Source organism: Sphingomonas sp. PSPC2-2 (assembly GCF_049897725.1).
GTDB lineage: Bacteria > Pseudomonadota > Alphaproteobacteria > Sphingomonadales > Sphingomonadaceae > Sphingomonas.
Genome location: NZ_JAFCWU010000003.1, coordinates 38,065 through 59,359, shown reverse-complemented (window position 1 = coordinate 59,359; position 21,295 = coordinate 38,065). Strand labels below are relative to the sequence as shown.

Here is a 21,295-nt window from a genome sequence, read left to right as displayed (position 1 = left end):
GGACAGGCGCAGCGCCCGACGGGCCATCGGCATTTGTGCTCGCGTGGCGTCTGCGGGGGGAACGCAATTTTAACCGATTCGCCCGCACCAATTATGCCGACGGAGAGTAATGCTCAGACGAATAACCCCCGATCAGATTAAAATCGGCATGTTCATTCATGCCTTCGATGAGTCGTGGCTGGAAAATCCCTTCTGGCTCACACGCTTCCTCGTCAAAAATGCCAGCGATGTCGAACGTATCCGCAAAAGCGCCGTTCCATCGGTCGTGATCGACGAGCGACGCGGCGTGCCCTTGAAAGCCGCGAGTTCCGGGCGGGCCACCGCAACCGTTCCGACGCGTCCCGACCGGGGATCGCCGCCAAGGTCGCCATTGGCACAACAGCAGGCCAACAGTTTCGCCGAAGAGACGGAGCGCGCGACCGAAATGGTCCGGGCCGCGACCGACGAAATAAAATCTCTCTTCGACGCAGTCCACGGCGGAGATATTGTAAATATTTCCGCATTTTCAGCGACGGTTGTCGACATAATATCGTCGATTGAACGCAACCCTCGCGCGCTGATCGCCATTACGCGCCTCAAGTCACGCGATGTATATACCTACGTACACTCTCTTTCGGTTAGCGCACTCCTGGCCAGTTTCGGGCGCAGTCTGGGCATGACCGAGCAAGAGGTTTTCGAGCTCGGGCTCGCCGGTCTTCTCCACGACATCGGGAAAATCTTCATCCCCGATGCCGTTCTTCGGAAACCCGAATCCCTGACCGACGAAGAGTTTGCCGTAGTGCGCACCCACCCAGAGCGAGGCTATCACCTGCTCCGCCAGGACCCGACGACGCCCGCAGTGGTATTGGACGTCTGCCGCCATCATCACGAGCGGGTCGATGGCACGGGCTATCCGTTTCGGTTGAAGGGGGAGGCGATCAGCCGCGTGGCGCGGATGGCCGCCATCTGCGACGTTTACGACGCCCTGACATCCAACCGAGTCTATAAAAGCGCTTGGACGTCGCAGCAGGCCATCACCAAAATGCACCGTTGGGTCGGCCATTTCGATCCAGAGCTTCTGCTTTCCTTTATGAAAGTGATTGGAGTTTATCCGGCGGGATTGCTCATACGGCTGCCGTCCGATCGCCTCGCGGTTACCCTGCTGAACGGTCGCCGTGCATCGCGCGCCAAGGTGCGGGTGTTTTATTGTGCCCGGACCCGGACGCCCGTGCCGCTCCAGGATGTCTTCATCGAGGACAACCTTTCCCACGATGAAATTCTGAAGGAACAAGACCCACTCGATTGGGGCATAGCCAACTGGGCAGTGGTTGCGGAGCAGCTGATGGACGGGAAAGCCCCGCGCCTGCCCTCCAAACCCTTGTTTTCGTAACGTCCTCAAGCGAAGCGGACGGGAGAGAGGTGGCAACCCGCCCTCAGAACCGTCGCGCGATTACCCCCGCGCCCCAGCCGAACAGCACCGACAACGCCACGGCAACCAGCCCGTACAGCACCGATTGCCGATCCGCCGAGCGCGCGACGAACCGTTCGAAGCCCGACTTGCGAATGTCGATTTCCCGCGTCGCCACCGCCAGCACGCGGCCATCGCGGATCAGGAAGGTTTCCGCCGTGAAACGCCCCACGGGCACCCGCGCCGGGATCGTGACGCGTGCACGATAAAGCACGCCCTGGGTGATCTCGACCGCGCCGGGAGCTTCGACATACAGGCCATTGCGCGCCTTCAGTTCGACCAGCCCGCGCGCAAAGCGATCCTGTTCCTGCGTCGGCGCGCTGGAGGCGGGCGATAGTTGCAGGCTCGACAACCCCAATTCGTAAATTGCGCGGGTGCGCGCATCGAGCATCTGCGCGATCGGCTTGGACGATGCGATCGCATAAAAACTCGGGGCGGAGCGATAGCGCAGGCGACTGGCGTTGACCCAGATCAGCCCGCCCAGTTTTTGCTTTTCGCGCACCAGGATCGATTGCACCGGTCCTTTCACCACCACCACGATGTCGGTCGGCTTGTCGTCATCGGGCAAGCGTCCGCCGGGATAGAGGATCGCCCCGAACAGCAGCAGATTGGCACCGGTAAAGCTGTATTGGATCTCGATGTCGCGTTGCGACACGTCGGGCACCAGCACCGGTTTGGCCTGCGCCATCAACAGCGGTGCAAGCAGGACCGCGATCCAGCCGCGTCTCACGACAATTCGACCGAGTAGAGTTCATCGGGACGCCACCCGAGCCCCAGGGCAATCCGCCCGGCGACGAGCAGCACGATCACCGCCAGCGCCAGGCGCAGATATTCAGGCTTCACTTTCGCGGCGAAGCGCACGCCCACTTGCGCCCCGGCGACCGAGCCGAGCAACAGCAGCGCCGCCAAAACGATATCGACCGCCTTGGTCGTCGTCGCGTGCACCATCGTCGCCATCGCGGTGACGAACAGCGTCTGGAACAGCGACGTGCCGACCACCACCTGCGTCGTCATGCCGAGCAGATACAGCATCGCCGGCACCAGAATGAACCCGCCACCCACACCAAGCAGGATCGTCAGGATGCCGACGCCGAAGCCGAGCAGCAGCGGCGCAAGCGGCGAGATATAGAGCCCCGAGCGATAGAAGCGCGTCCGCAGCGGAAGCGATGCGACCAGCGGGTGATGCCGCCGCTTGCGCGCCTTGGGAGCCAGCCCGAGGCGTGTCGCGCGAATCGCGCCCAGCGCCTCCTTCGCCATCATGCTGCCGATCGAACCGAGCAGCACGACATAGACGATCGCGATTACGGTATCGATCTGTCCACTCGCCTGCAGCAAGCGGAACACCCAGCCGCCGAACACCGACCCGACCAGCCCGCCCGCGACCAGCACCCCGCCCATCTTGAAGTCGACGCCCTTGCGTCGGACGTGCGCGAACACGCCCGAAACGCTGGCCCCGGTCACCTGACTCGCCGCGGAGGCGGCGGCGACGGTTGGCGGAATGCCGTAGACGATCAGCAACGGCGTGGTGAGGAAGCCGCCGCCGACGCCGAACATGCCCGACAACAGGCCGACACCGCCACCCAGCAACACGATGACGAGCGCGTTGACCGAAAGATTGGCGATGGGCAGGTAGATGTCCATTGCCCGACAGCGTTAGCCGCTCGCGCTTCCCGCGCAAAGCACGCCGTTTCAGAAATCGCTGCCGAGCGTCACCGCCAGCCCCGATCCAGGGCGCGCGGCCCCGGCGACGCGTTGCCGCCAGTCGAGCCCGAGCCGCACCGAACGCGCCCCGATCGGGATAGCGACGGCAAGCGAAGGCCCAAGATCGAACCGTGCCGCGCCGCGCTGCGCCGCACCCCACAGCCCTGCGCCGAAATCGACCCGGACGCGGCCGATCTCGGTCACCGGATGCGCGACGCGCAGCGCGCCATCGACATAAGCCTCGGTCGCGGTGCGGCGAATAACGCCGGCCTGGCCATAGCCTTCTAGCCGAAATCCGAGCGGCAATGGCGTTGGATCAAGGCCGCCGACAACCCCCAGCGCCGGTCCGCCGCGCCCGCCCGCAATCGCGAAACGCTGTTCGGCGACCAGCCGCAGCGGCAGGCGAGTCGGTTGCCATTCGACGCCGAGCGCGGCCTCGCGCAGGCCTGGCCCAAGCGGAGAGGACACGCGCCCGACCAGCGCGACGCGATGTTTGCGATCGATGGCATAAGCGACCCGCACCCCCGCCTGCGATCCGCCAAGCTGCCCGCCAAGCCCGCCCGGTGCGAGCCCGGAACCACCGCGCGCCAGCAGCCACGCGCTTGCCGACCAGCGCGAGAGCGGACGTGGCACCAGGGGCTGGCTCTGGCGATGGGGCAGCCCCGGCAATAACGGGGACTCCTGCGACACCGGTTGCGCATCGCCATAGCGGACGAGACCCAGCAGCGCGAGCGCGATCCGGGTCGGATCGGGCTTGCGCAGGGTCAGCCTCCCACGCGGTTTGGCCGCAGCGGCACGGTACCAGCGCCGCACGTCTCCCTTCGCCGTGTGTTCGGACGCGACGACAGGCGATTCCGGCGGGATCACCGCGACCGGCACCGGCACGACGGCGCGAAGCACATCCGCCGCAGAATCGATCTGCGGCCACAGCAAAGCGACCCGGACCCCGATCCACGCAACCAGAAACACGGCGAGGAACCGCAAAGGGCGTCCCCGCCCGGCCGTCACTGATCGACCTGCGCCACATCCGGGAAGGTGTGCTGGGTCTTGTCCCACCGCAGCGCCGTGCCGCGGAGCGACGCGACATAGGCGACCATCGCACGCCGCGCGGCGAGCAACGCGATGAGATTGCCGACAAAGGCGCGCGGCAGCGACCATGCCGCCTCGCGCCAGCCATAGGCCGCACCGGTAAAGGCTGCCCGCGAGCCGAGCCGCCACAACAGCAAGACCGCATTGACCTGCAACAGCCCCACCATCGGATCGGACAGCGGCAGCCCCCCGCCGTCCAATAGCGCATGGCCCAATCGAGACGCACCCCAGGCCACCAACGCGACATAGGCGATCGCCAGCACCAGCACCGAAATCGGCGCGCGGCGGTCGCGCATGCGCATCCAATGTTCGTGCAGATCGAGCGGGCGCGCCCACCCCATCCGGTCCCACCCCGCCAGCGCGATACCCGTCATCCAGCGCGATTTCTGCCGAACGGCGGTTTGCAGCGTCCCCGGGAAATAGGCGCGCACCGCGACCAAGGGCCCGCCCGGTCTTTCGCGGACCCGCGCGAACGCACCGCGACCGCCCAACCCGGCAATGTGCAGGCCGAGTTCATAATCCTCGGTCAGGCTGTCGGCGTCGAACGGCATGCCACCGCGCGCGGCCGCGATCCGCTCCAGCATTCCGCGCTCGATCGCGCACGCCACCCCGGCCAGCGGCAACCCCGCGCCAAGCGCCTGGCGTACCACGAGATTCTTGCCGTGCGCCTCCGCAAACTCGTCGGCATAATGCCCCGATACGAGCCGCGCTTTGCCGTCCACCAACGGCAAGACCGGCAATTGCACGGCGGCGTAGCGCCCGATCAGGCCGTCGATCACGCGCAGTTCGCCCGGATGCACCATGTCCTCGGCATCGTGCAGCTCGACCGCCGCCACGCGAATCTGCTCGTTTTGCTCATCGCGCAGCAGCGCCGCCCAGAGCGCGTTCAGGCAATCGGCCTTGGTCGTCGGGCCATCGTTCGGACCGATCACCAAGCGGATCCGCTCATCGTCCGCCGCGACCTCGGCCACGGCGGCGATGGTCGGAAGATCATTGGGATAGGTGCCGACATAGATGCGGTAGTCGGGATGGTCGAACCGGGCGAGGCAGGTCCGCAACATCGCGCCGATCACGCCTGCTTCGTCCCAGGCGGCGACGAACACCGCGATCCGACGGGGCGCGCGCCGGGTGTAGCCCTCCAGCGTGGCGGGCAACCCGTCCGGTCGCCGCCACAGCCGCGTCCCGATCCAGGCAATATCAACCGCGACATCATCGAGGCCACCGACGAGAAAGCCAAGCGCGGCGAACAGCATCGTTTCGCGCGCGACCGCGTCCAGCGCGGCGATGATCCACTCTCCCCCCAAGAGCGTTCCTCCCCTCGACCGGCCCCCCGAGTCGATCTACACGGAGTGTCTAGCAGCGATGGCCGCGTAGCAAGCTGTCATCACACCGTCACCATTCGTCGCTGTACTAGCACGGCTCGTCGCTTTATATCGTGCGGTAAAGCCTTTGGGAGGATTCGATGAAGCTCGCGTTCCGAGTCGCACTGCTCGCTTTGGCGCTTGCTCCATTTGCAGCTTCTGGCGACTCCAGCCCGCAAGTCATCCTGGCCACCCCCGGCATTGGCGACGGCGCGATCGAACGTTTCACCGCACGCTTCAGCCAGCCGATCGTACCGCTCGGCGATCCGCGCGCGGCCTCGCCCTTCGACGTCACCTGCGCGGTCAGCGGGCAGGGGCGGTGGGTCGATCCGCAGACCTTCGTCTATGATTTCGCAAACGGCCTGCCCGGCGGCACCGTCTGCAAGTTCAAGCTGCGCTCGGGCCTGAAAAGCGTGTCGGGCTATGCCGTGACCGGGCAACAGGAATTTTCGGTCGACGCCGGCGGCCCGGTCGCGCGCGCGGTGCTGCCCAGCCAATATGACAGCGAGATTGAGGAGGATCAGGTCTTCCTGGTCGCCGCCAACCTGCCCGCCACCCCGGCCTCTGTCGCTGCCAACGCCTATTGCGCGGTCAAGGGCATTGGCGAGAAGATTCCGGTCGAAGTGCTCGCACCCGATTTGCCCGGCAAGTTGCTGGGCGAAATGGGCACCGACAATTGGAACGTGCGGAACTTCCTGGAAAGCGCCGGGCTCCCCGCCGCGATCCCCGCCGCTGCCGATCGCGCCAAGGCTTATGCCGGGGTGACCGCACTGAAGTGCCGCCGTCCCCTGCCGCCGGGCACCGACATGGCGTTGGTATGGGGTGCCAACATCGCAGGGGCCAGCGGCAAGACCGCAGGGGCCGACCAGCGCTTCGATTACACCGTGCGCAAGCCCTTTACCGCCCGCTTCGAATGCGGCCGCGTCAATGCGCAGGCCGGATGCAATCCGGTCGAGAAAGCGTGGGTGCGCTTCTCCGCGCCCGTCGCGACCGATCTCGCCAAGCAAATCCGCATCCAGACCGCCGACGGCAAGCTGCTGACCCCGACGCTGTTCGATGATTCCTCCGAAGATTCCGGGCACGGCGACGCCAAGAGCAAGGCGACCGTCTCGTCGGTCGGGTTCAAGAGCCCGCTGCCCGAATCGCAAACCGCCAAGCTGCTGCTGCCAGCGGGCGTGAAGGACGAGAGCGGGCGCGCGCTTTCCAATGCCGAGCGCTTCCCGCTCGACGTGCGCTTCGATGCAGCCCCGCCGCTGGTGAAGTTTGCCGCGTCCTTCGGCATCTTGGAATCGAAGCAAGGCGGCGTGCTGCCGGTGACGGTGCGCAATGTCGAACCAGCGCTTCAGGGCACCAACCTCAGCATCGCCGGGCAAGCGCTGCGCATCGATGGGTCGGATGGCAAGATCGCCGAATGGCTGCGCACCGTCGGCCATGCCGATGATACGGCCAGCCATGAGGAAACGCGCGGCAAGGACAAGGTCCGCATCAACGACACCGGCGCGACCTCGATCCTCGGCAAGCAAGGCGCGTCGCTGAAGATCGGCCTGCCCGGCAAGGGCAAGGATTTCGAAGTCGTCGGCATGCCGCTCGGTGGCGGCAAGCCCGGTTTCTATGTCGTCGAACTGGCCAGCCCCGTGCTCGGCCAGGCGTTGCTCGGGCGCAAGGCACCGCGCTATGTCGCCGCTGCGGCGCTCGTCACCAATATGAGCGTCCACTTCAAATGGGGCCGCGCCAAGAGCCTCGCCTGGGTGACCGCGCTCGACACCGGCAAGCCCGTCGCCGGGGCCGAGGTGCGCGTGAGCGACAGCTGCACCGGCCAAGTGCTCGCGCGCGGCGTGACCGACAAGAGCGGCGGCGTCTATGCCCCGCCGGGCCTGCCCGAGCCCGAGACCTGGGGCAGTTGCGAAGGCACCAGCAGCCATCCGCTGATGGTGTCCGCGCGCGCCGCCGACGATTTCAGCTTCACGCTGACGGCATGGGGCGAAGGCATCCGCCCATATGATTTCGATTTGCCTTATGGCTATCAGGCGCGCGGCGAAATGCTGCACACCGTGTTCGACCGGATGCTCGTCCGCCAGGGCGAGACGATCCATATGAAGCACATCCTGCGCACCTCGATTGCCGATGGCTTCGGCATGGCCCCGGCGGTGTCCGGTACGCTGCGGCTGCAGCATCGCGGGTCCGACACGCAGTTCGATTTGCCGCTGACGATCGACGCCAATGGCATTGGCGAGAATGAGTGGACCGCCCCCGCCGGCGCGCCAATGGGCGATTACGACCTGTCCGTAATCGTCGACGGTCGCCGCATCGAAACCACGCAATCCTTCAAGGTCGACGAATATAAATTGCCGACGATGCGCGCGAGCGTCACCGGCCCCAAGGACGCCGCGATCCGCCCCGCCAACCTGCTGCTCGATCTATTCGTCGGCTATCTGTCGGGTGGCGGCGCGTCGAACCTGCCGGTCGACATGCGCATCGGCTATTTCGCGCATGACACCAAGCCCGACGGCTATGAAAGCTACAGCTTCGGCGGCAAGGCGATCGCCGAGGGCACCAAGCCGCTCAACGGCGATGGCGAGGAGGAGCAGACCGCGCTCCCGCCAACGCAGACCCTGCCCACAACGCTCGGCGGTGATGGCACCGGCAAGCAGACCGTCGCCGTGCCGCAAACGCTGGACGGCGTCACCGACATGCTGGTCGAAATGGATTATCAGGACGCCAATGGCGAAATGCTGACCGCATCCAAGCGCATCCCGATCTTCCCGAGCGCCGTGCAACTGGGCGTGAAGACCGATGGCTGGCTGATGAAGCAGGACGATTTGCGCCTGCGCTTCGTCGCGCTCGACACGAATGGCAAGCCGATCGCCAACCAGGCGATTTCGGTCGCGCTCTACAGCCGCCAGATCCTGACGGCCCGGCGGCGACTGATCGGCGGCTTCTATGCCTATGACAACCGCATGAAGACGACCAAGCTCTCGCAAAGCTGCACCGCGACGACCGATGCGCAGGGGCTGGCGACATGCAAGATTGCGCCGGGCATTTCGGGCGAAGTCTATGCCGTGGCGACGACCAAGGACGCGAACGGCAATGAAGCGCGCGCGACGCAAAGCGTGTGGCTGGCGGGCAATGACGATTGGTGGTTTGGCGGCGACAATGGCGACCGCATGGACGTCGTGCCCGAACAGCAGGCTTATAAAGCAGGCGACATCGCGCGCTTCCAGGTGCGCATGCCCTTCCGCAAGGCGACGGCGCTGGTCACGGTCGAGCGCGAAGGCGTGCTGTCGAGCTTCGTCACCGAACTCAGCGGCACCGATCCGGTGGTCGAAGTGAAGATGCCGGGCAGTTACGCGCCCGACGTGTTCGTCTCGGTCATGGTCGTGCGCGGCCGTACCGAAAGCGGATTCTGGACGTGGCTGCACGGCATCGCCCAGTCGGTCGGGCTGGCGAGCAGCCCGCCCGAGGGACAGGAGCCGACCGCACTCGTCGATCTCGCCAAGCCGAGCTATCGCCTCGGCATCGCCAAGGTGAAGGTCGGCTGGGAAGCGCATCAACTGCACGTCGCGGTCAAGGCCGATCGCGCGCGCTACGCCGTGCGCGACGTGGCGCAAGTCGATGTCGCGGTGAAGACGCCCGACGGCAAGCCTGCGCGCACCGCCGACGTTGCCTTTGCGGCGGTCGATGAGGCGCTGCTGCAACTCGCCCCCAATGATAGCTGGGACGTGCTGACCGCGCTGATGGGCGAGCGCCCGCTGTCGGTGCTGACCTCGACCGCACAGACCCAAGTCGTCGGCAAACGCCATTATGGCAAGAAAGCGGTCGAGGCCGGTGGCGGCGGCGGCGGCGATTCCTCCGGGCTCAATCGCGAGAATTTCCAGCCGGTGATCCTGTGGAAGGGCCGCGTCGCGCTCGACGAGAACGGCCATGCCCGCATTCCGGTGACGCTGAGCGACGCGCTGTCGTCGTTCAAACTGGTCGCGATCGCCACCGATGGCGCGCAACTTTACGGCACGGGCATGACGAGCGTGCGCACCGCGCAGGATCTGTCGATCTATGCCGGCATTCCCCCGGTCGTGCGCACCGGCGATTTCTATGCGTCGAGCTTCACGCTGCGCAACGGATCGGACAAGCCGATGACGGTGACGGCAACGGTCGACCTCACCCCGGCCATCGCGCAGGGCAAACCGCTGACGGTGACGATCCCGGCGGGCGGCGCGGTGCCGGTTGCGTGGAATCTGACCGCACCGGCCAATATCGATCGCTTGCGCTGGCATGTCAGCGCCAAGGCGTCGAACGGCAAAGCGGTCGATCAGATCACCACCGATCAGGCGGTGGTGCCGCTCTATCCGGTCGAAGTCTGGGCGGGCACGCTGGCGCGCGTTGGCGCGGACACCACCATCCCGATCCAGCCGCCTGCGGGCGCGATCGCGGGGCGCGGCACGGTCGATATCCGGCTCGACGATACGCTGGCACCGCCGCTCGCCGGGGTGCGCGAGTTCATGGCGCGCTATCCTTATGATTGCTTCGAACAGCGCCTTTCGCGCGCCGTTGCGCTCGGCGATGCCGGCCTGTGGCAATCCCTGGCGGGCGATCTTCCCGCCTATCAGGCAGATGACGGCCTGCTGCGCTATTGGCCATCGGGCAGCCTGACCGGCTCGGAAGCGCTGACCGCTTATGTGCTGGCGATGACGTCCGACGCGGGATTGCCGATCCCGGCAGGCCCGCGCGGGAAGATGATCGAAGGGCTGAAGGCCGTGCTCGACGGGCGCTTGCGGCATGAGGATTATGGCGATGTGCGCTGGCAGCGCGTCTATGCCTTCAACGCGCTCGCCCGTGCCGGTGCCGCGACGCCTGCCATGCTCGGCCAATTGAGCATGACACCAAAGGAAATGCCGACTGCGTTGCTTGCCGATTATCTGGTGTCGCTCGACCATCTCCAGGGCCTCGCCAACGGGCCCGCTTTGAAGAGTGCGGCAGAGGCGGTCCTGCGCACGCGGCTGGTCTATGAAGGCACGCGGCTTGATCTCTCGGACAGCAGCAACCAGCCATGGTGGCTGATGTCGTCGGGCGACGAAGCGTCGATCAAGACCGTGATCGCCACGCTCGGTCGCCCGGGCTGGCAGGACGAAGCCGCCAAGATGATGGTCGGCGTTGCGCTGCGCCAGTCGCACGGGCGATGGGACACCACTACCGCCAATGCCTGGGGCACGATCGCGGCGCGCAAGTTCGGCGCGCTCTATCCCGCCAGCGCGATCATCGGCACGACGACGCTGGGGTTGGGCACGCAGACGATCAGCAAGAGCTGGCCGCTCGCCGCCACCGCGCGCACCGCAAGCTTTGCGCTGCCGACGACCCAGACCCCGCTGAAACTCGCGCAATCGGGTGGAGCCGGGCCGTGGGCCACCGTCTCGGTGTCGGCAGCGGTGCCACTGACCAAGCCGCTGTTCGCCGGCTATGAGATGCAGCGCCGTGTCGAGGTGATACAAGCGCGCACCAAGGGGGTGCTGACGCGGGGCGACGTGGTCAAGGTGACGATCACGGTCAAGGCCAGCGCCGAGCGTAACTGGGTGGTGATCAACGATCCGATCCCGGCGGGCGCGACGATCATCGGCGATCTGGGCGGGCAATCGCAAATCCTCGCCGGACAGGCGCAGGCCGGGCCTGGCACCAAGTTCGAGGCGCGCGATGCCGATGGCAAGCTGTGGGACATTCAGGTCGGCGTCGTGCCCGCCTATGTCGAACGGCGGAGCGATACCTGGCGGGCCTATTATGGCTGGGTGCCACGCGGGGCGTTCAGCGCGTCGTACATGCTGCGGCTGAACGGGGCGGGGCGCTTCAACCTGCCGCCGAGCCGGGTCGAGGCGATGTATTCGCCCGCGATCCGCGCGCAACTGCCGATCGATACGATGACGGTCGTGCAGCGATAATCTTTGTTGAATCCACCCCGGCGAACGCCGGGGCCCAGTATCGGGCCGTTGAATGATCGAGCGTGGCGCTCTCTTGCAGAAACTGTCGCAACTGGGCCCCGGCGTTCGCCGGGGTGGTGAAAAGCTTTGGGCTGCGCTCCAGACTCGGGCGGGGGCGAGCGTCGCCGGGCTAACGCTCGCGCTCGTCGCCTTCATCGCGCTTGATTATGCGACCATGCCCCCGCCGCTCCCCGGTTACGCCCAGGTCCGCGCCGCATGGCATCCATCCGAAGCGTGGCTCTATGACCGAAACGGCGTGCTGATCGACAGCGCGCGGGTCGATTTCAAGGCGCGCCGCCTCGCCTGGACCCCGCTCGACCACATCGCCCCGGTGGCGCGCACGACGATCGTCGGTGTCGAGGACCGCCGCTTCTTCTCACACGGCGGCGTCGACTGGCTCGCGCTCGCCGGGGTCGCGCGCGACAAGGCCAAGGGCGAACGGGCGCGCGGGGCGAGTACGCTGTCGATGCAGGTCGCCGGTTTCCTCGCGCCCGACCTTGCCGCCCCCGGCCAGCGCCATTTCTGGGACAAGATCCGCCAGATGCGCGCCGCCTGGGCGCTCGAATCACGCTGGTCGAAGGATCAGATCCTCGAAGCCTATCTCAACCTGGCCGGGTTTCGCGGCGAAGCGCAGGGCATTGGCGCGGCCGCGCTCGGGCTGTTCGGCAAGACCCCCGACGCGCTCGCCCGCGATGACGCACTGCTACTGGCGGCGCTGCTGCCCGATCCGCAGGCCGACGCCGGAACCGTCGCGCGGCGCGCCTGCGCCGTATCGCACGAGCAGGACTGCGGGCGTTTTGCCGGGGAAGCCGCCTCGATGCTCGGCCCGGCGCGCAGCCTCGCGCTTGATCCCGGCCTTGCCCCGCATCTGTCGGACCGGTTGCTGACCAAGCCCGGGCTCAAGGTGACCACCACGCTCGATCGCCGCATCCAGACGCTCGCCATCGTCGCCTTGAAGCGGCAGTTGCAGGGCCTTGGCGGCGCGCGCGCCCGCGATGGCGCGGTGGTGGTGGTCGACAATGCCAGCGGCGACGTGCTGGCGTATGTCGGCGGCATTGGTGGGGCGTCGACCGCGCCCGCCGTCGACGGCGCGAACAGCTATCGCCAGGCGGGATCGACGCTGAAGCCGTTCCTTTATGCCCAGGCAATCGAGAAGGGCTATCTGACCCCGGCCTCGATCCTCGACGATTCGCCGGTGCAGCTCGATACGGCGTCTGGCCTGTACGTGCCCCAGAATTACGATCGCGGCTTTAAGGGGCCGGTGTCGGCGCGTTCGGCGCTGGCGGGGTCGCTCAACGTGCCTGCCGTGCGCACCTTGCTGCTCGTCGGGGTCGATCCGTTTCGCGACCGACTATGGGATACGGGCTATCGCGGGCTGGTCGAGGATGGCGAGTATTACGGCTATTCGCTTGCCTTGGGATCGGCTGAAGTCACCCTGCTCGAACAGGCTGATGCTTACCGTAGCCTCGCGCAAGGCGGGCGCTGGTCACCGCTGCGGCTGACGCTCGATGCACCGCACACCGCCCCGCGCGCGATTACCACCCCGCAAGCCGCATGGATCGTCGCCGACATGATGGCCGACGCCAATGCCCGCGCGGTCACTTTCGGGCTCGATTCGGCGCTGCATTTGCCCTTCTGGGCGGCGGTGAAGACGGGGACGAGCAAGGCGTTGCGCGACAATTGGTGCATCGGCTTCACGCAGAAATACACGGTTGCCGTGTGGGTCGGTAATCTCGAGGGCGATTCGATGCGTGCGGTGTCGGGCGTCAGCGGCGCGGCACCGGTGTGGCGCGACATCATGCTGTCGCTCAATGCCGAGGAACGCGGCACGCCGCCGCCGCGCCCGGCGGGCGTGGAAGCGCGCGCGATCACCTTTGCGCGCGCGATCGAACAACCGCGCACCGAATATTTTCTGGCCGGCACCGGGCAAAGCCACATCGCCTTCGCGCCCGACGAATCGCGCCGGCCGCGTATCACCAATCCGGTGTCGGGCAGCGTCTATGCGATCGACCCGGACATCCCGCACGACCGGCAACGCCTCGCGGTGGATGTTTCGGGCGCGGTGACGGCGCACCGTTTGTGGCTCGACAAGACCGACATTGGAGCGGCGGATTCGCAACCCGAAATCATCGCCGGGCCGGGCACGCACCGCTTGCGCCTCACCGATGTCGGCGGGCGCGTGGTCGATCAAGTGATGTTCACGATTCGCTGAAACACCGGCCGCGCCGAGGGCGCGGCCGGTGCGATATGGTTTAGCGATAGAAGCCGCGGATCACGTCGATGACATAGCCGCGCCGCGTATCGACCAGGATCACGTCGTCATAGTGCCGGATCCACTGCTGGCCATAAGCCGGACGACGCAGATGATAGCGCCATGGATCGGCGATGATGTAGCGCGGGCCATAATAAGGCGCGCCGATGCGCAGGCCGGGGCGGAACGCGGTGTAACGGAACGGCGCTTCCCAGTGGCCGCGCGCATACCAATTGGGGTTGCGATCACGCCAGCCGCGCCAGTCATCGCGGCCCCACGCGCGCTCCCGATCGCGTACGTCTTCCCGATAATCGTGGCGGGCGTCGCGGAGATCGCGCTGGTCGCGCCGGATGTCTTGCCGGTCCCGGCGCAGGTCTTCGTTCGATTGAGCACTGGCGGCAACCGGGACGAGAGTTGCAGCGAGCAGCGCGGTGGCAATGAATTTGCGCATCATATCCTCCATGTCTGGCCGACCGGATCAAGAGGTCAAGCCATGCAAGGGATTTTGGCAAGCGCGCCCTGAACGGTTTGCGAACACAGATGACAGGATTTTGTCAGGATTGCCGAAAGGGCGTTTCGCCCCGTTACGGCGTATCGCGGCCGCCACCGGTGTTGTTGTTGCCGCCCTGGCCGCCACCAATCGCGCCGACCGTGCCGATATTGCCGAACAGTTCGTCGAAGAAGCTGCGCTTCTTGCCCAAGGTCGGCGTGGTCTTGCCCGAGGGGCTGATCGACGCGACCTGCTCGGCCCCCGAGCGCCGCACCGCCGACACGACGCCGCGCGAATCGAAGCTGATGCGCAGCGTCACCTGATCGCGGACATGCGGATTATTATAGGCAAAATTGCGCACGTCGCGCGAAATGTAATACCAGTCGCCCTGGTTGAATTCACTGGTGAAGGTCGGCTTGCCGAGCACCGCCAGCACAGACTGGCGGGTATCCGTGCCCGCCTGGACCGAATTCACCAGATCCGAATCGATGACATAGCCCTGATGCCCCTTCAGCGGAACGCAGGCGCTGGCCCCGAACACACTGGTGGCGAGGGCAGCGGCCGTCATCAGGCGGACGGACTTGGGGCTCATCGACACTCTCCACAGGCACGCAAAGGTCCGGGACGCATTGCATCGCGGACAGGGAGCCTCAATATGCCGGGAAACGCGGCCAAACAAGGGCGCATGGGGAACAAGGTTTTGGGCTGGCTTACCAGATTGCTGGGCGGGGAGCGCGATACGGTCGCGTTGCGGCTGTACAATGGCGTGATCGAACGCGCGCGCGCGCCGCATTGGTATGAGGCGGGCGGCGTGCCCGATACGCTCGACGGGCGTTTCGATATGGTGGCGGCGGTGCTGGCGCTGGTGCTGTTGCGACTGGAAGGAGACGCCGAATCGGCCTCCGTCAGCGCGCGCCTGACCGAGCGTTTCGTCACCGACATGGACGGACAATTGCGCGAAAGCGGCATTGGCGACATCGGGGTCGGCAAGCATATCGGCAAGATGATGAGCATGCTTGGCGGGCGGCTGGGCGCATATCGCGATGGGCTGGCGATGGGCGATCTCACTGCGGCGCTGCAGCGCAATCTCTATCGCGGCGTCGACCCCACCCCGCCCGCGCTGGCACATACGCAAGCCGCGCTGATCGCCTTTCGCGACGCGCTCGCCGCCACCCCTGCCCCCGCGATGATCGCTGGAGACTTGCCATGACCACCCCAGAATTTTCGCGACTGGAGCGAATCGACACGATCGGCGAGGGGGCCCGCAGCGTCTCGATCACCGCCGATGCGACCGAACGGGCAGCACTGGCGGAACGGTTTGGCCTGCTCGCGGTCGATCGGCTGGAGGCGACCTTCCGCGTGCAGCGCGATGCGGCGGGCGTGGTGGCACGCGGCGAAGTGCGCGCGTCGGTGGTGCAGGCGTGCTCGGTGACCGAGGAGCCGTTGCCCGTCACCGTCAGCGAAGACGTCGCCTTGCGCTTCGTCACCGAGCAGGAAGCCGCCGCCGAGGAGGAAATCGAACTCGATCTCGATGCGCTCGACACGATGCCCTATGACGGGGCGGCGATCGATCTCGGCGAAGCGGCGGCGGAGACGATGGCACTGGCACTCGACCCGTTCCCGCGCGGCCCCAATGCAGCGGCGGCGCTGCGCGAAGCAGGGGTGATCAGCGAGGAAGAGGCCAAGCCCGCAGGGGCGTTGGCCGGTTTGAAGAGCCTGCTGGCGAAGGATTAATCCTCTTCAGGGCCCAATGCTGGATCGAGATCGCGCGGACGAACGAAGCGCACCAGCCGCGCGCTCCCCGCCGCCAGATCGGCCCAGCCCCCTTCGAACGCGAGTTCGGCGATAGTCGCGGTCGGATATTTGGCCTCAAGCGCGACGCGCGCGGGCTCGTCCGAGTTCGGAACCAGCAGCATCGCCAGATCCTCCAGCCCGGGATTGTGGCCCACCAGCAGGACCCGCGCGCTATCCTCGGAAAATTCGTGGACGATATCCAGCAGCGTAACCGCCGAAGCGAGGTAGATGCGCCGATCCCACTCGGGCGCAAGCGTGCGGCCATAGCCCGTTTCGACCTGCGCCAACGTCTCTACCACACGGAGCGCGGGCGAGGCGATGATGTGATCGAACACCGCGCCACCACTGCGCAAATAGCCGCCGATCAGCGCGGCGGCGCGTTTGCCGCGCGCGTTGAGGGCGCGGTCATAATCGCGGAGCGCAGGATCGTCCCACCCCGATTTGGCGTGGCGGAGCAACGTCAGCGTCTTGGTGCCGGCGGTCATGCGAGTCTCCGTCAGGCGGTTTCGCGCGCCTCATGCCCCGTTTGCGCGGCAGAGGGAAGCGCCGCTGCACGCGCCACCGCTTCATCCAGCGTCACGCGCGTGATGCGGACGCCCGGCGGGAACGCCGTCAGCAACCGCGATGGCATCGCGGCAGACAGCAGAACGAACACGCCGTGATCGTCGGCGCGGCGAATCAAGCGCCCAAATGCCTGCGCCAGCCTTGCCCGCACGATGCGATCGTCATAGCCGCTACCGCCCCCTGCCAGACGCCGCGCGGCGTGCAGCACGGTCGGCTTGGGCCAGGGCACGCCCTCCATCACCACCATCCGCAGCGAGCGGCCCGGCACATCGACTCCGTCGCGCAGCGCGTCTGTGCCGAGCAAGGAGGCCGCCGGAGCATCGCGAAAAATATCGACCAATGTGCCGGTGTCGATCGGGTCGACATGCTGGGCGTAGAGCGGCAACCCCTCGCGCGCGAGCCGATCGGCAATGCGAGCATGGACGCCGCGCAACCGCCGGATCGCGGTGAACAGGCCCAACATCCCGCCGCCGCTCGCCACGCCGAGCCGCGCATAGGCATTGGCGAGCGCGCCCATGTCGCCGCGCTTCACATCGGTGACGATCAGCACCTCGGCCTGCGCCGCATAATCGAACGGCGACGCCGCCTCGAACCGGCTTGCGCCGCGCAGCAGATGTGTCGCCCCGGTGCGCGCCTCCGCCACGTCCCAATCGCCGCCGCCGCGCAAGGTCGCCGAGGTCACCAGCACGCCATGCGCGGGTTTCAGCACGGTCTCGGCAAAGGGCCGCGTCGGATCGAGCCAATGGCGGTGCAGGCCGACATCATAATCGCGCCCCTCGACCCGATCGACCGCCATCCAGTCGACGAAATCGGGCGAGGCGGGGCCACCGATCCGCGCGAGCAGCGACAGCCACGCCGCCACCGTCTCGGCACGCCAGCCGAGTGAGGCCACCGCGCCTTCGATGCGCGCGCGCGCCGGGCCATCCATCCAGTCGGGCGCTTCGTCGAGCACCGCCTCGAGTCGCCGCCCGAGCGCCACCAGCGGGCGCACCAACGCATCCAGCGCTTCCGCCGCCGGACCTGCCGCCTCGATCAAGCCGGGATCGGGTTCGGCCAGTTCGGTCTCCAAGCCATAGCCCGCATCACCGCCCGGATCGCGCCCCGATTCGGCGCGCGCATAGGTGAGGCCGCGCACCGCCGCGAGCAGCGCCTCGATCGGGCCGAACGGCGCGCCCTCGCCCAGACGCTGCAGCCAGCCATCGCTCGCCAGCGCCTGCGCCGCGTTCACCGCATCGGCGATCGCGCGCGCGCCGCCCTCGTCATAGCTCGCGACGTCGGACAGCCGTGCCGCCAACCCGCGCCGCCGCCCGCGCCCGCCCGATTCGGGGCCGAGCACCCAACGCCTGAGCTCGATCGTCTCGGCACCGGTGAGCGCGGTCGAGAACATCGCGTCGGCGGCATCGAACAGATGATGCCCCTCGTCGAACACATAGCGTGTCGGGCGCGTGGTCGATTCGCGCCCGCGCGCGGCGTTGACCATCACCAGTGCATGGTTGGCGATGACCAGATCGGCATCGGCACTCGCGCGCGCCGCCTTTTCGATGAAGCATTTGCGGTAATGCGGGCACCCCGCATAAACGCACTCGCCGCGCCGGTCGGTGAGCGCGGTCGCGCCGTTGCGACGAAACAGCGTCGGCAGCCAGCCAGGCAGATCGCCGCCGACCATATCGCCATCGGCGCTATACGCTGCCCAGCGCGCGACCAGCTGCGCCAGGATCGCGGCGCGCCCGGCGAAACCGCCTTGCAGCGCATCCTCCAGGTTCAACAGGCACAGGTAATTCTCGCGGCCCTTGCGCGTCACCACCTTCGCCCGGCGGGTTACCGCATCGGGAAACAGCCGCGCGCTTTCATGCCCCAATTGCCGTTGCAGCGCCTTGGTGAAGGTCGATACCCACACCGCGCCATCGGCCTTCTCCGCCCAGAGCGAAGCCGGCGCGAGATAGCCAAGCGTCTTGCCGATGCCGGTGCCGGCTTCGGCGAGCACCATATTGGGCATCCCCGCCGCCATGCGCGGCCCAAACGCCTCGCGCGCCGCCTGTGCGTAAGCACGCTGGCCGGGACGCTGCTCGGCGGTGCTGCCAGTCAAGCGGGCGAGCCGGGCCTGCGTTTCGTCCGCCTCCAGCGTGACGGTGCGCGGCTGCGCGCGCGGCGCGCCCTCCGACCATTCGCCGAGCTTGGTGAACAGCCAGCGCTCGGCCGTCTCGGGCTTTTTCAAACGCTGCGTCAGCACCGGTGCCCAGGTCCAGCGGAGACGAAACAGCGACTGCGCCGCGGTCCACGCGCCCTCGCGTTCGGGCCACTCGCCCTCGATCATGCCGAGCAACGCCCCGGCGGCTGCGCGCAGGAAGGTGGCGACTTCGGCATCGGCGGCGGGCGGCGTCAGCCCCGTAACGCGCGCGACCCCGCGCGGCGTCGGCACCATGAAGCGCGCCGGACACAGAAAGGCGAACAGTTCGAGCAGATCGAGCCCCGACAGATCGGCATAGCCCAGCCGCTGCCCGACCAAGGCGGCATTGAGCAGGATCACCGGCGTATCGGCGGCAATCCGGATCGCCTCCCCCCGCCCGATCGGCCGTGTGCCGCCTTCATCCGCAATCCAGATGCCGCTGTGGCTGGCGTGGAGGGCGGGATATGGGAGCATGGGTTGGAGATAGCGGGTTGGAACGGAATGGCAACGGGCGCGGGGTGGAGGGCGTGGCGTAAAGTCACACAGAGTCGCACCATCAAGGGTGATGTGCGGGGCGTGGCACGTCAGGATTTGGGGGGCGTAGGTACGCTCTGGATGGGTGGGATGGGGTGCGGAAGGTTAGGCTAAGGTTAGGCGAAATGTATGTCGCACACGCCGCCGCTGCGGGACGGAGCCACATTGGGTCTTGCAAAGCGGCTTTGCGACACGCGCGGGATCGACGGTTTGAAAGAGCGGGTCGACTTTGGCACGGATTGGGGATGTGGACAGCGGCTTGGGCCGCTGTTTGAACGTTTGCCCAGGGCGATGCAGTCAAAACGGGCGGTCGATCTGGAACGGGCCTATCTTTGCTCAGAATGGCAAAAGACCGCTTTCATCGTAAGCTTTGTATCGCGATGTCGAGCGTGGTCCTTGCGACGATCAGCAAGGCATCATAGGCTGTTCGCATGGCACGAATGTCACGATGGATACTGACGACTTTACTGCTGCCGGTTGCGGCCGTTGCGCAGAACGGGACAACTATACGAGGCCTACCCGATCCGGCGACGATCAACGTGCCCGATATCTCGCCTTCGACCGATCCCAAAGTCCGCGCCGAAGGTTATAAATTCTATTATTTCCACAACCCTACCGTAAGATTCTCAGAGGCCTATCAGGATTTCGCCGAATGCCGTGCGCACCTGACGGGCGCAGGCCTCGTCAAGGTGCCCGGCTTCATTCCATGGGATGAGAGCCATCGTCGTAAAGCGATCAAGCCGGTGCCGATCTATGGCCTGGTCGGCGACATCATCGGAGATATCATCCTACCCAAGCTGGAACGGGGGATGCGTAGCAACAAAATGCGCCGTTGCATGGGGACAAGGGGCTATGAACGCTATCCGATATCCGAAACGGTGTGGAAGGCGCTGAACGAGGGCGATGAGCAGCAGGTGCGGCTGATGCAGGCCAAGATCGCTTCAGGTCCGAAGCCACAGGATGCGGCGGTGACGGAATGACCCGGCTGCTCTTGAGCGTGCTTGCGATTCTTGTGATACTGGCATTGCCCGGCAATGCTTCGGCCCGAGATAATGCCGGGGTGGTACAACTGCGGACCACGCCGACGGGGCTGCGTCCTGACGCTGCCTATTTGCTCATGACTGTGAGCAAGGCCAAATCAGGAATGTTAGCCATCCAGCCAGTTATGTTGCGTATCCCGACCGCCGAGGAATCAAGCGCATATCTCGCTGCCAAGAAAGCAGCCTATGCTGCGGCGCTGCCGGGGTTGGTCAAAAAGGCTAAAGGAAATCCAGTACCCAACATCGATGAATTCGAGTTCAATTTTAGCGGTAAGGCGAACAGCTTCGTCGTCAAGAACGGCGAATTTCTTGAGGATGGCGAGATGCGCACCGTGCTGCTGGAGGTTCCTCCCGGCACCTATATCCTCTATGGCATCACGCTCCAGCAAGGCCTGATCACCTGCAATTGCCTGGGCACCGTCATGTTCGCAGCTCGCCCCGGCGTCATTACCCACGTCGGAGCAATCTATACCGACAAGGTCCACAAGGCTTCACCCCTGCCGCATTTGGAGGACAATCTCGGCGCTTCGATGTTCCAATATGGCTTTGTTTTGGGCGAAGCGCTTGTGCCCGCTGATGCAACCACCGCGGTTCCGGCGTCGCTCAAGAGTCTTCCCCTCGAACTGGCGCAGTTCGATGTGGTTGGGGAATATTATGAGCCAGGGGCGGTCAGCATCAACCGACTCGCGCCGATCCCTGGCTTGCTCTCGTACCAACGCGGTCGTGCGGTCGATGCGCGGACGGGCAAACTGGCCGAGTAGCGACGCGCGAGAGCCAATACTCTCATGGCGCCCTGATCGAAGCCGAGGCGCAGGAGCTTCACGAAGGCATCGCATGATCGGCGCCCCCAGCCCCCTACGTGACGAACCGCCCCCACCGCGCTAGACGCTTCGC

15 protein-coding genes are annotated in these 21,295 nt (G+C 66.2%); 7 read left to right on the top strand and 8 right to left on the bottom strand.

Annotated elements, in window-relative coordinates; all coding sequences use genetic code 11:
• The first annotated feature begins 109 nt into the window (after positions 1-109).
• Positions 110-1,369 carry an HD-GYP domain-containing protein gene (locus ACP7BY_RS06815; RefSeq protein ID WP_081988761.1) on the top strand — a complete coding sequence of 420 codons (1,260 nt, stop codon included), beginning with the start codon at positions 110-112 and terminating at the stop codon, positions 1,367-1,369.
• 43 nt (positions 1,370-1,412) lie between these two features.
• Here ACP7BY_RS06815 and ACP7BY_RS06810 read toward each other — a convergent pair whose 3' ends face one another.
• From ACP7BY_RS06810 to ACP7BY_RS06795, 4 genes are read right to left on the bottom strand one after another with little or no spacing between them, the layout of a single operon-like run.
• On the bottom strand, positions 1,413-2,135 hold the full coding sequence (locus ACP7BY_RS06810) for a TIGR02186 family protein (RefSeq protein WP_405053004.1): 723 nt from the start codon (positions 2,133-2,135) through the stop codon (positions 1,413-1,415).
• Between the two features lie 38 nt (positions 2,136-2,173).
• Positions 2,174-3,088 carry a sulfite exporter TauE/SafE family protein gene (locus tag ACP7BY_RS06805; RefSeq protein ID WP_033965687.1) on the bottom strand — a complete coding sequence of 305 codons (915 nt, stop codon included), beginning with the start codon at positions 3,086-3,088 and terminating at the stop codon, positions 2,174-2,176.
• A 48-nt stretch (positions 3,089-3,136) separates the two neighbouring features.
• Positions 3,137-4,132, bottom strand: a complete 996-nt coding sequence (locus ACP7BY_RS06800) for a hypothetical protein (protein ID WP_033965685.1) — start codon at positions 4,130-4,132, stop codon at positions 3,137-3,139.
• Between the two features lie 20 nt (positions 4,133-4,152).
• Entirely contained in the window at positions 4,153-5,541 is a 1,389-nt protein-coding gene (locus tag ACP7BY_RS06795) for a glycosyl transferase family protein (protein ID WP_137902891.1), read from the bottom strand.
• Positions 5,542-5,699: 158 nt separating this feature from the next.
• Between ACP7BY_RS06795 and ACP7BY_RS06790 the strand changes: the two genes are divergently transcribed.
• Both ACP7BY_RS06790 and pbpC read left to right on the top strand, forming a co-directional pair.
• Entirely contained in the window at positions 5,700-11,522 is a 5,823-nt protein-coding gene (locus ACP7BY_RS06790) for an alpha-2-macroglobulin family protein (protein ID WP_033965684.1), read from the top strand.
• A 52-nt stretch (positions 11,523-11,574) separates the two neighbouring features.
• Entirely contained in the window at positions 11,575-13,773 is a 2,199-nt protein-coding gene (pbpC, locus tag ACP7BY_RS06785) for a penicillin-binding protein 1C (protein WP_126848572.1), read from the top strand.
• Positions 13,774-13,813: 40 nt separating this feature from the next.
• Here the strand turns inward: pbpC and ACP7BY_RS06780 are convergent, their stop codons facing one another.
• Both ACP7BY_RS06780 and ACP7BY_RS06775 read right to left on the bottom strand, forming a co-directional pair.
• Positions 13,814-14,263 carry an RcnB family protein gene (locus ACP7BY_RS06780; RefSeq protein WP_033965692.1) on the bottom strand — a complete coding sequence of 150 codons (450 nt, stop codon included), beginning with the start codon at positions 14,261-14,263 and terminating at the stop codon, positions 13,814-13,816.
• 133 nt (positions 14,264-14,396) lie between these two features.
• Entirely contained in the window at positions 14,397-14,894 is a 498-nt protein-coding gene (locus ACP7BY_RS06775) for an outer membrane protein assembly factor BamE (protein WP_033965682.1), read from the bottom strand.
• Between the two features lie 93 nt (positions 14,895-14,987).
• Here ACP7BY_RS06775 and ACP7BY_RS06770 point away from each other — a divergent pair, with 93 nt between their 5' ends.
• The gene (locus ACP7BY_RS06770; RefSeq protein ID WP_137902890.1) at positions 14,988-15,512 is read left to right on the top strand and encodes a ubiquinol-cytochrome C chaperone family protein; all 525 of its coding nucleotides are present in this window, start codon (positions 14,988-14,990) and stop codon (positions 15,510-15,512) included.
• Positions 15,509-16,036 carry a YceD family protein gene (locus tag ACP7BY_RS06765; RefSeq protein ID WP_033965680.1) on the top strand — a complete coding sequence of 176 codons (528 nt, stop codon included), beginning with the start codon at positions 15,509-15,511 and terminating at the stop codon, positions 16,034-16,036. The genes ACP7BY_RS06770 and ACP7BY_RS06765 overlap by 4 nt, the downstream gene beginning before the upstream one ends.
• On the opposite strand, the gene ACP7BY_RS06760 is transcribed toward ACP7BY_RS06765, so the two are convergent.
• Positions 16,033-16,581 (bottom strand): SixA phosphatase family protein, encoded by a 549-nt coding sequence (locus ACP7BY_RS06760; protein ID WP_033965678.1) that lies wholly within the window; start codon positions 16,579-16,581, stop codon positions 16,033-16,035. The genes ACP7BY_RS06765 and ACP7BY_RS06760 overlap by 4 nt on opposite strands.
• A gap of 11 nt (positions 16,582-16,592) precedes the next feature.
• A complete protein-coding gene (locus ACP7BY_RS06755) occupies positions 16,593-19,301 on the bottom strand; it encodes an ATP-dependent DNA helicase (RefSeq protein ID WP_137902889.1) in 2,709 nt (902 codons plus the stop codon).
• A 491-nt stretch (positions 19,302-19,792) separates the two neighbouring features.
• Here ACP7BY_RS06755 and ACP7BY_RS06750 point away from each other — a divergent pair, with 491 nt between their 5' ends.
• A complete protein-coding gene (locus tag ACP7BY_RS06750) occupies positions 19,793-20,341 on the top strand; it encodes a hypothetical protein (protein ID WP_137902888.1) in 549 nt (182 codons plus the stop codon).
• Positions 20,338-21,162, top strand: coding sequence for a hypothetical protein (locus ACP7BY_RS06745; RefSeq protein WP_033967003.1), 825 nt, complete (start codon positions 20,338-20,340; stop codon positions 21,160-21,162). Before ACP7BY_RS06750 ends, ACP7BY_RS06745 begins: the two co-directional genes overlap by 4 nt.
• The last annotated feature ends 133 nt before the right edge of the window (positions 21,163-21,295 follow it).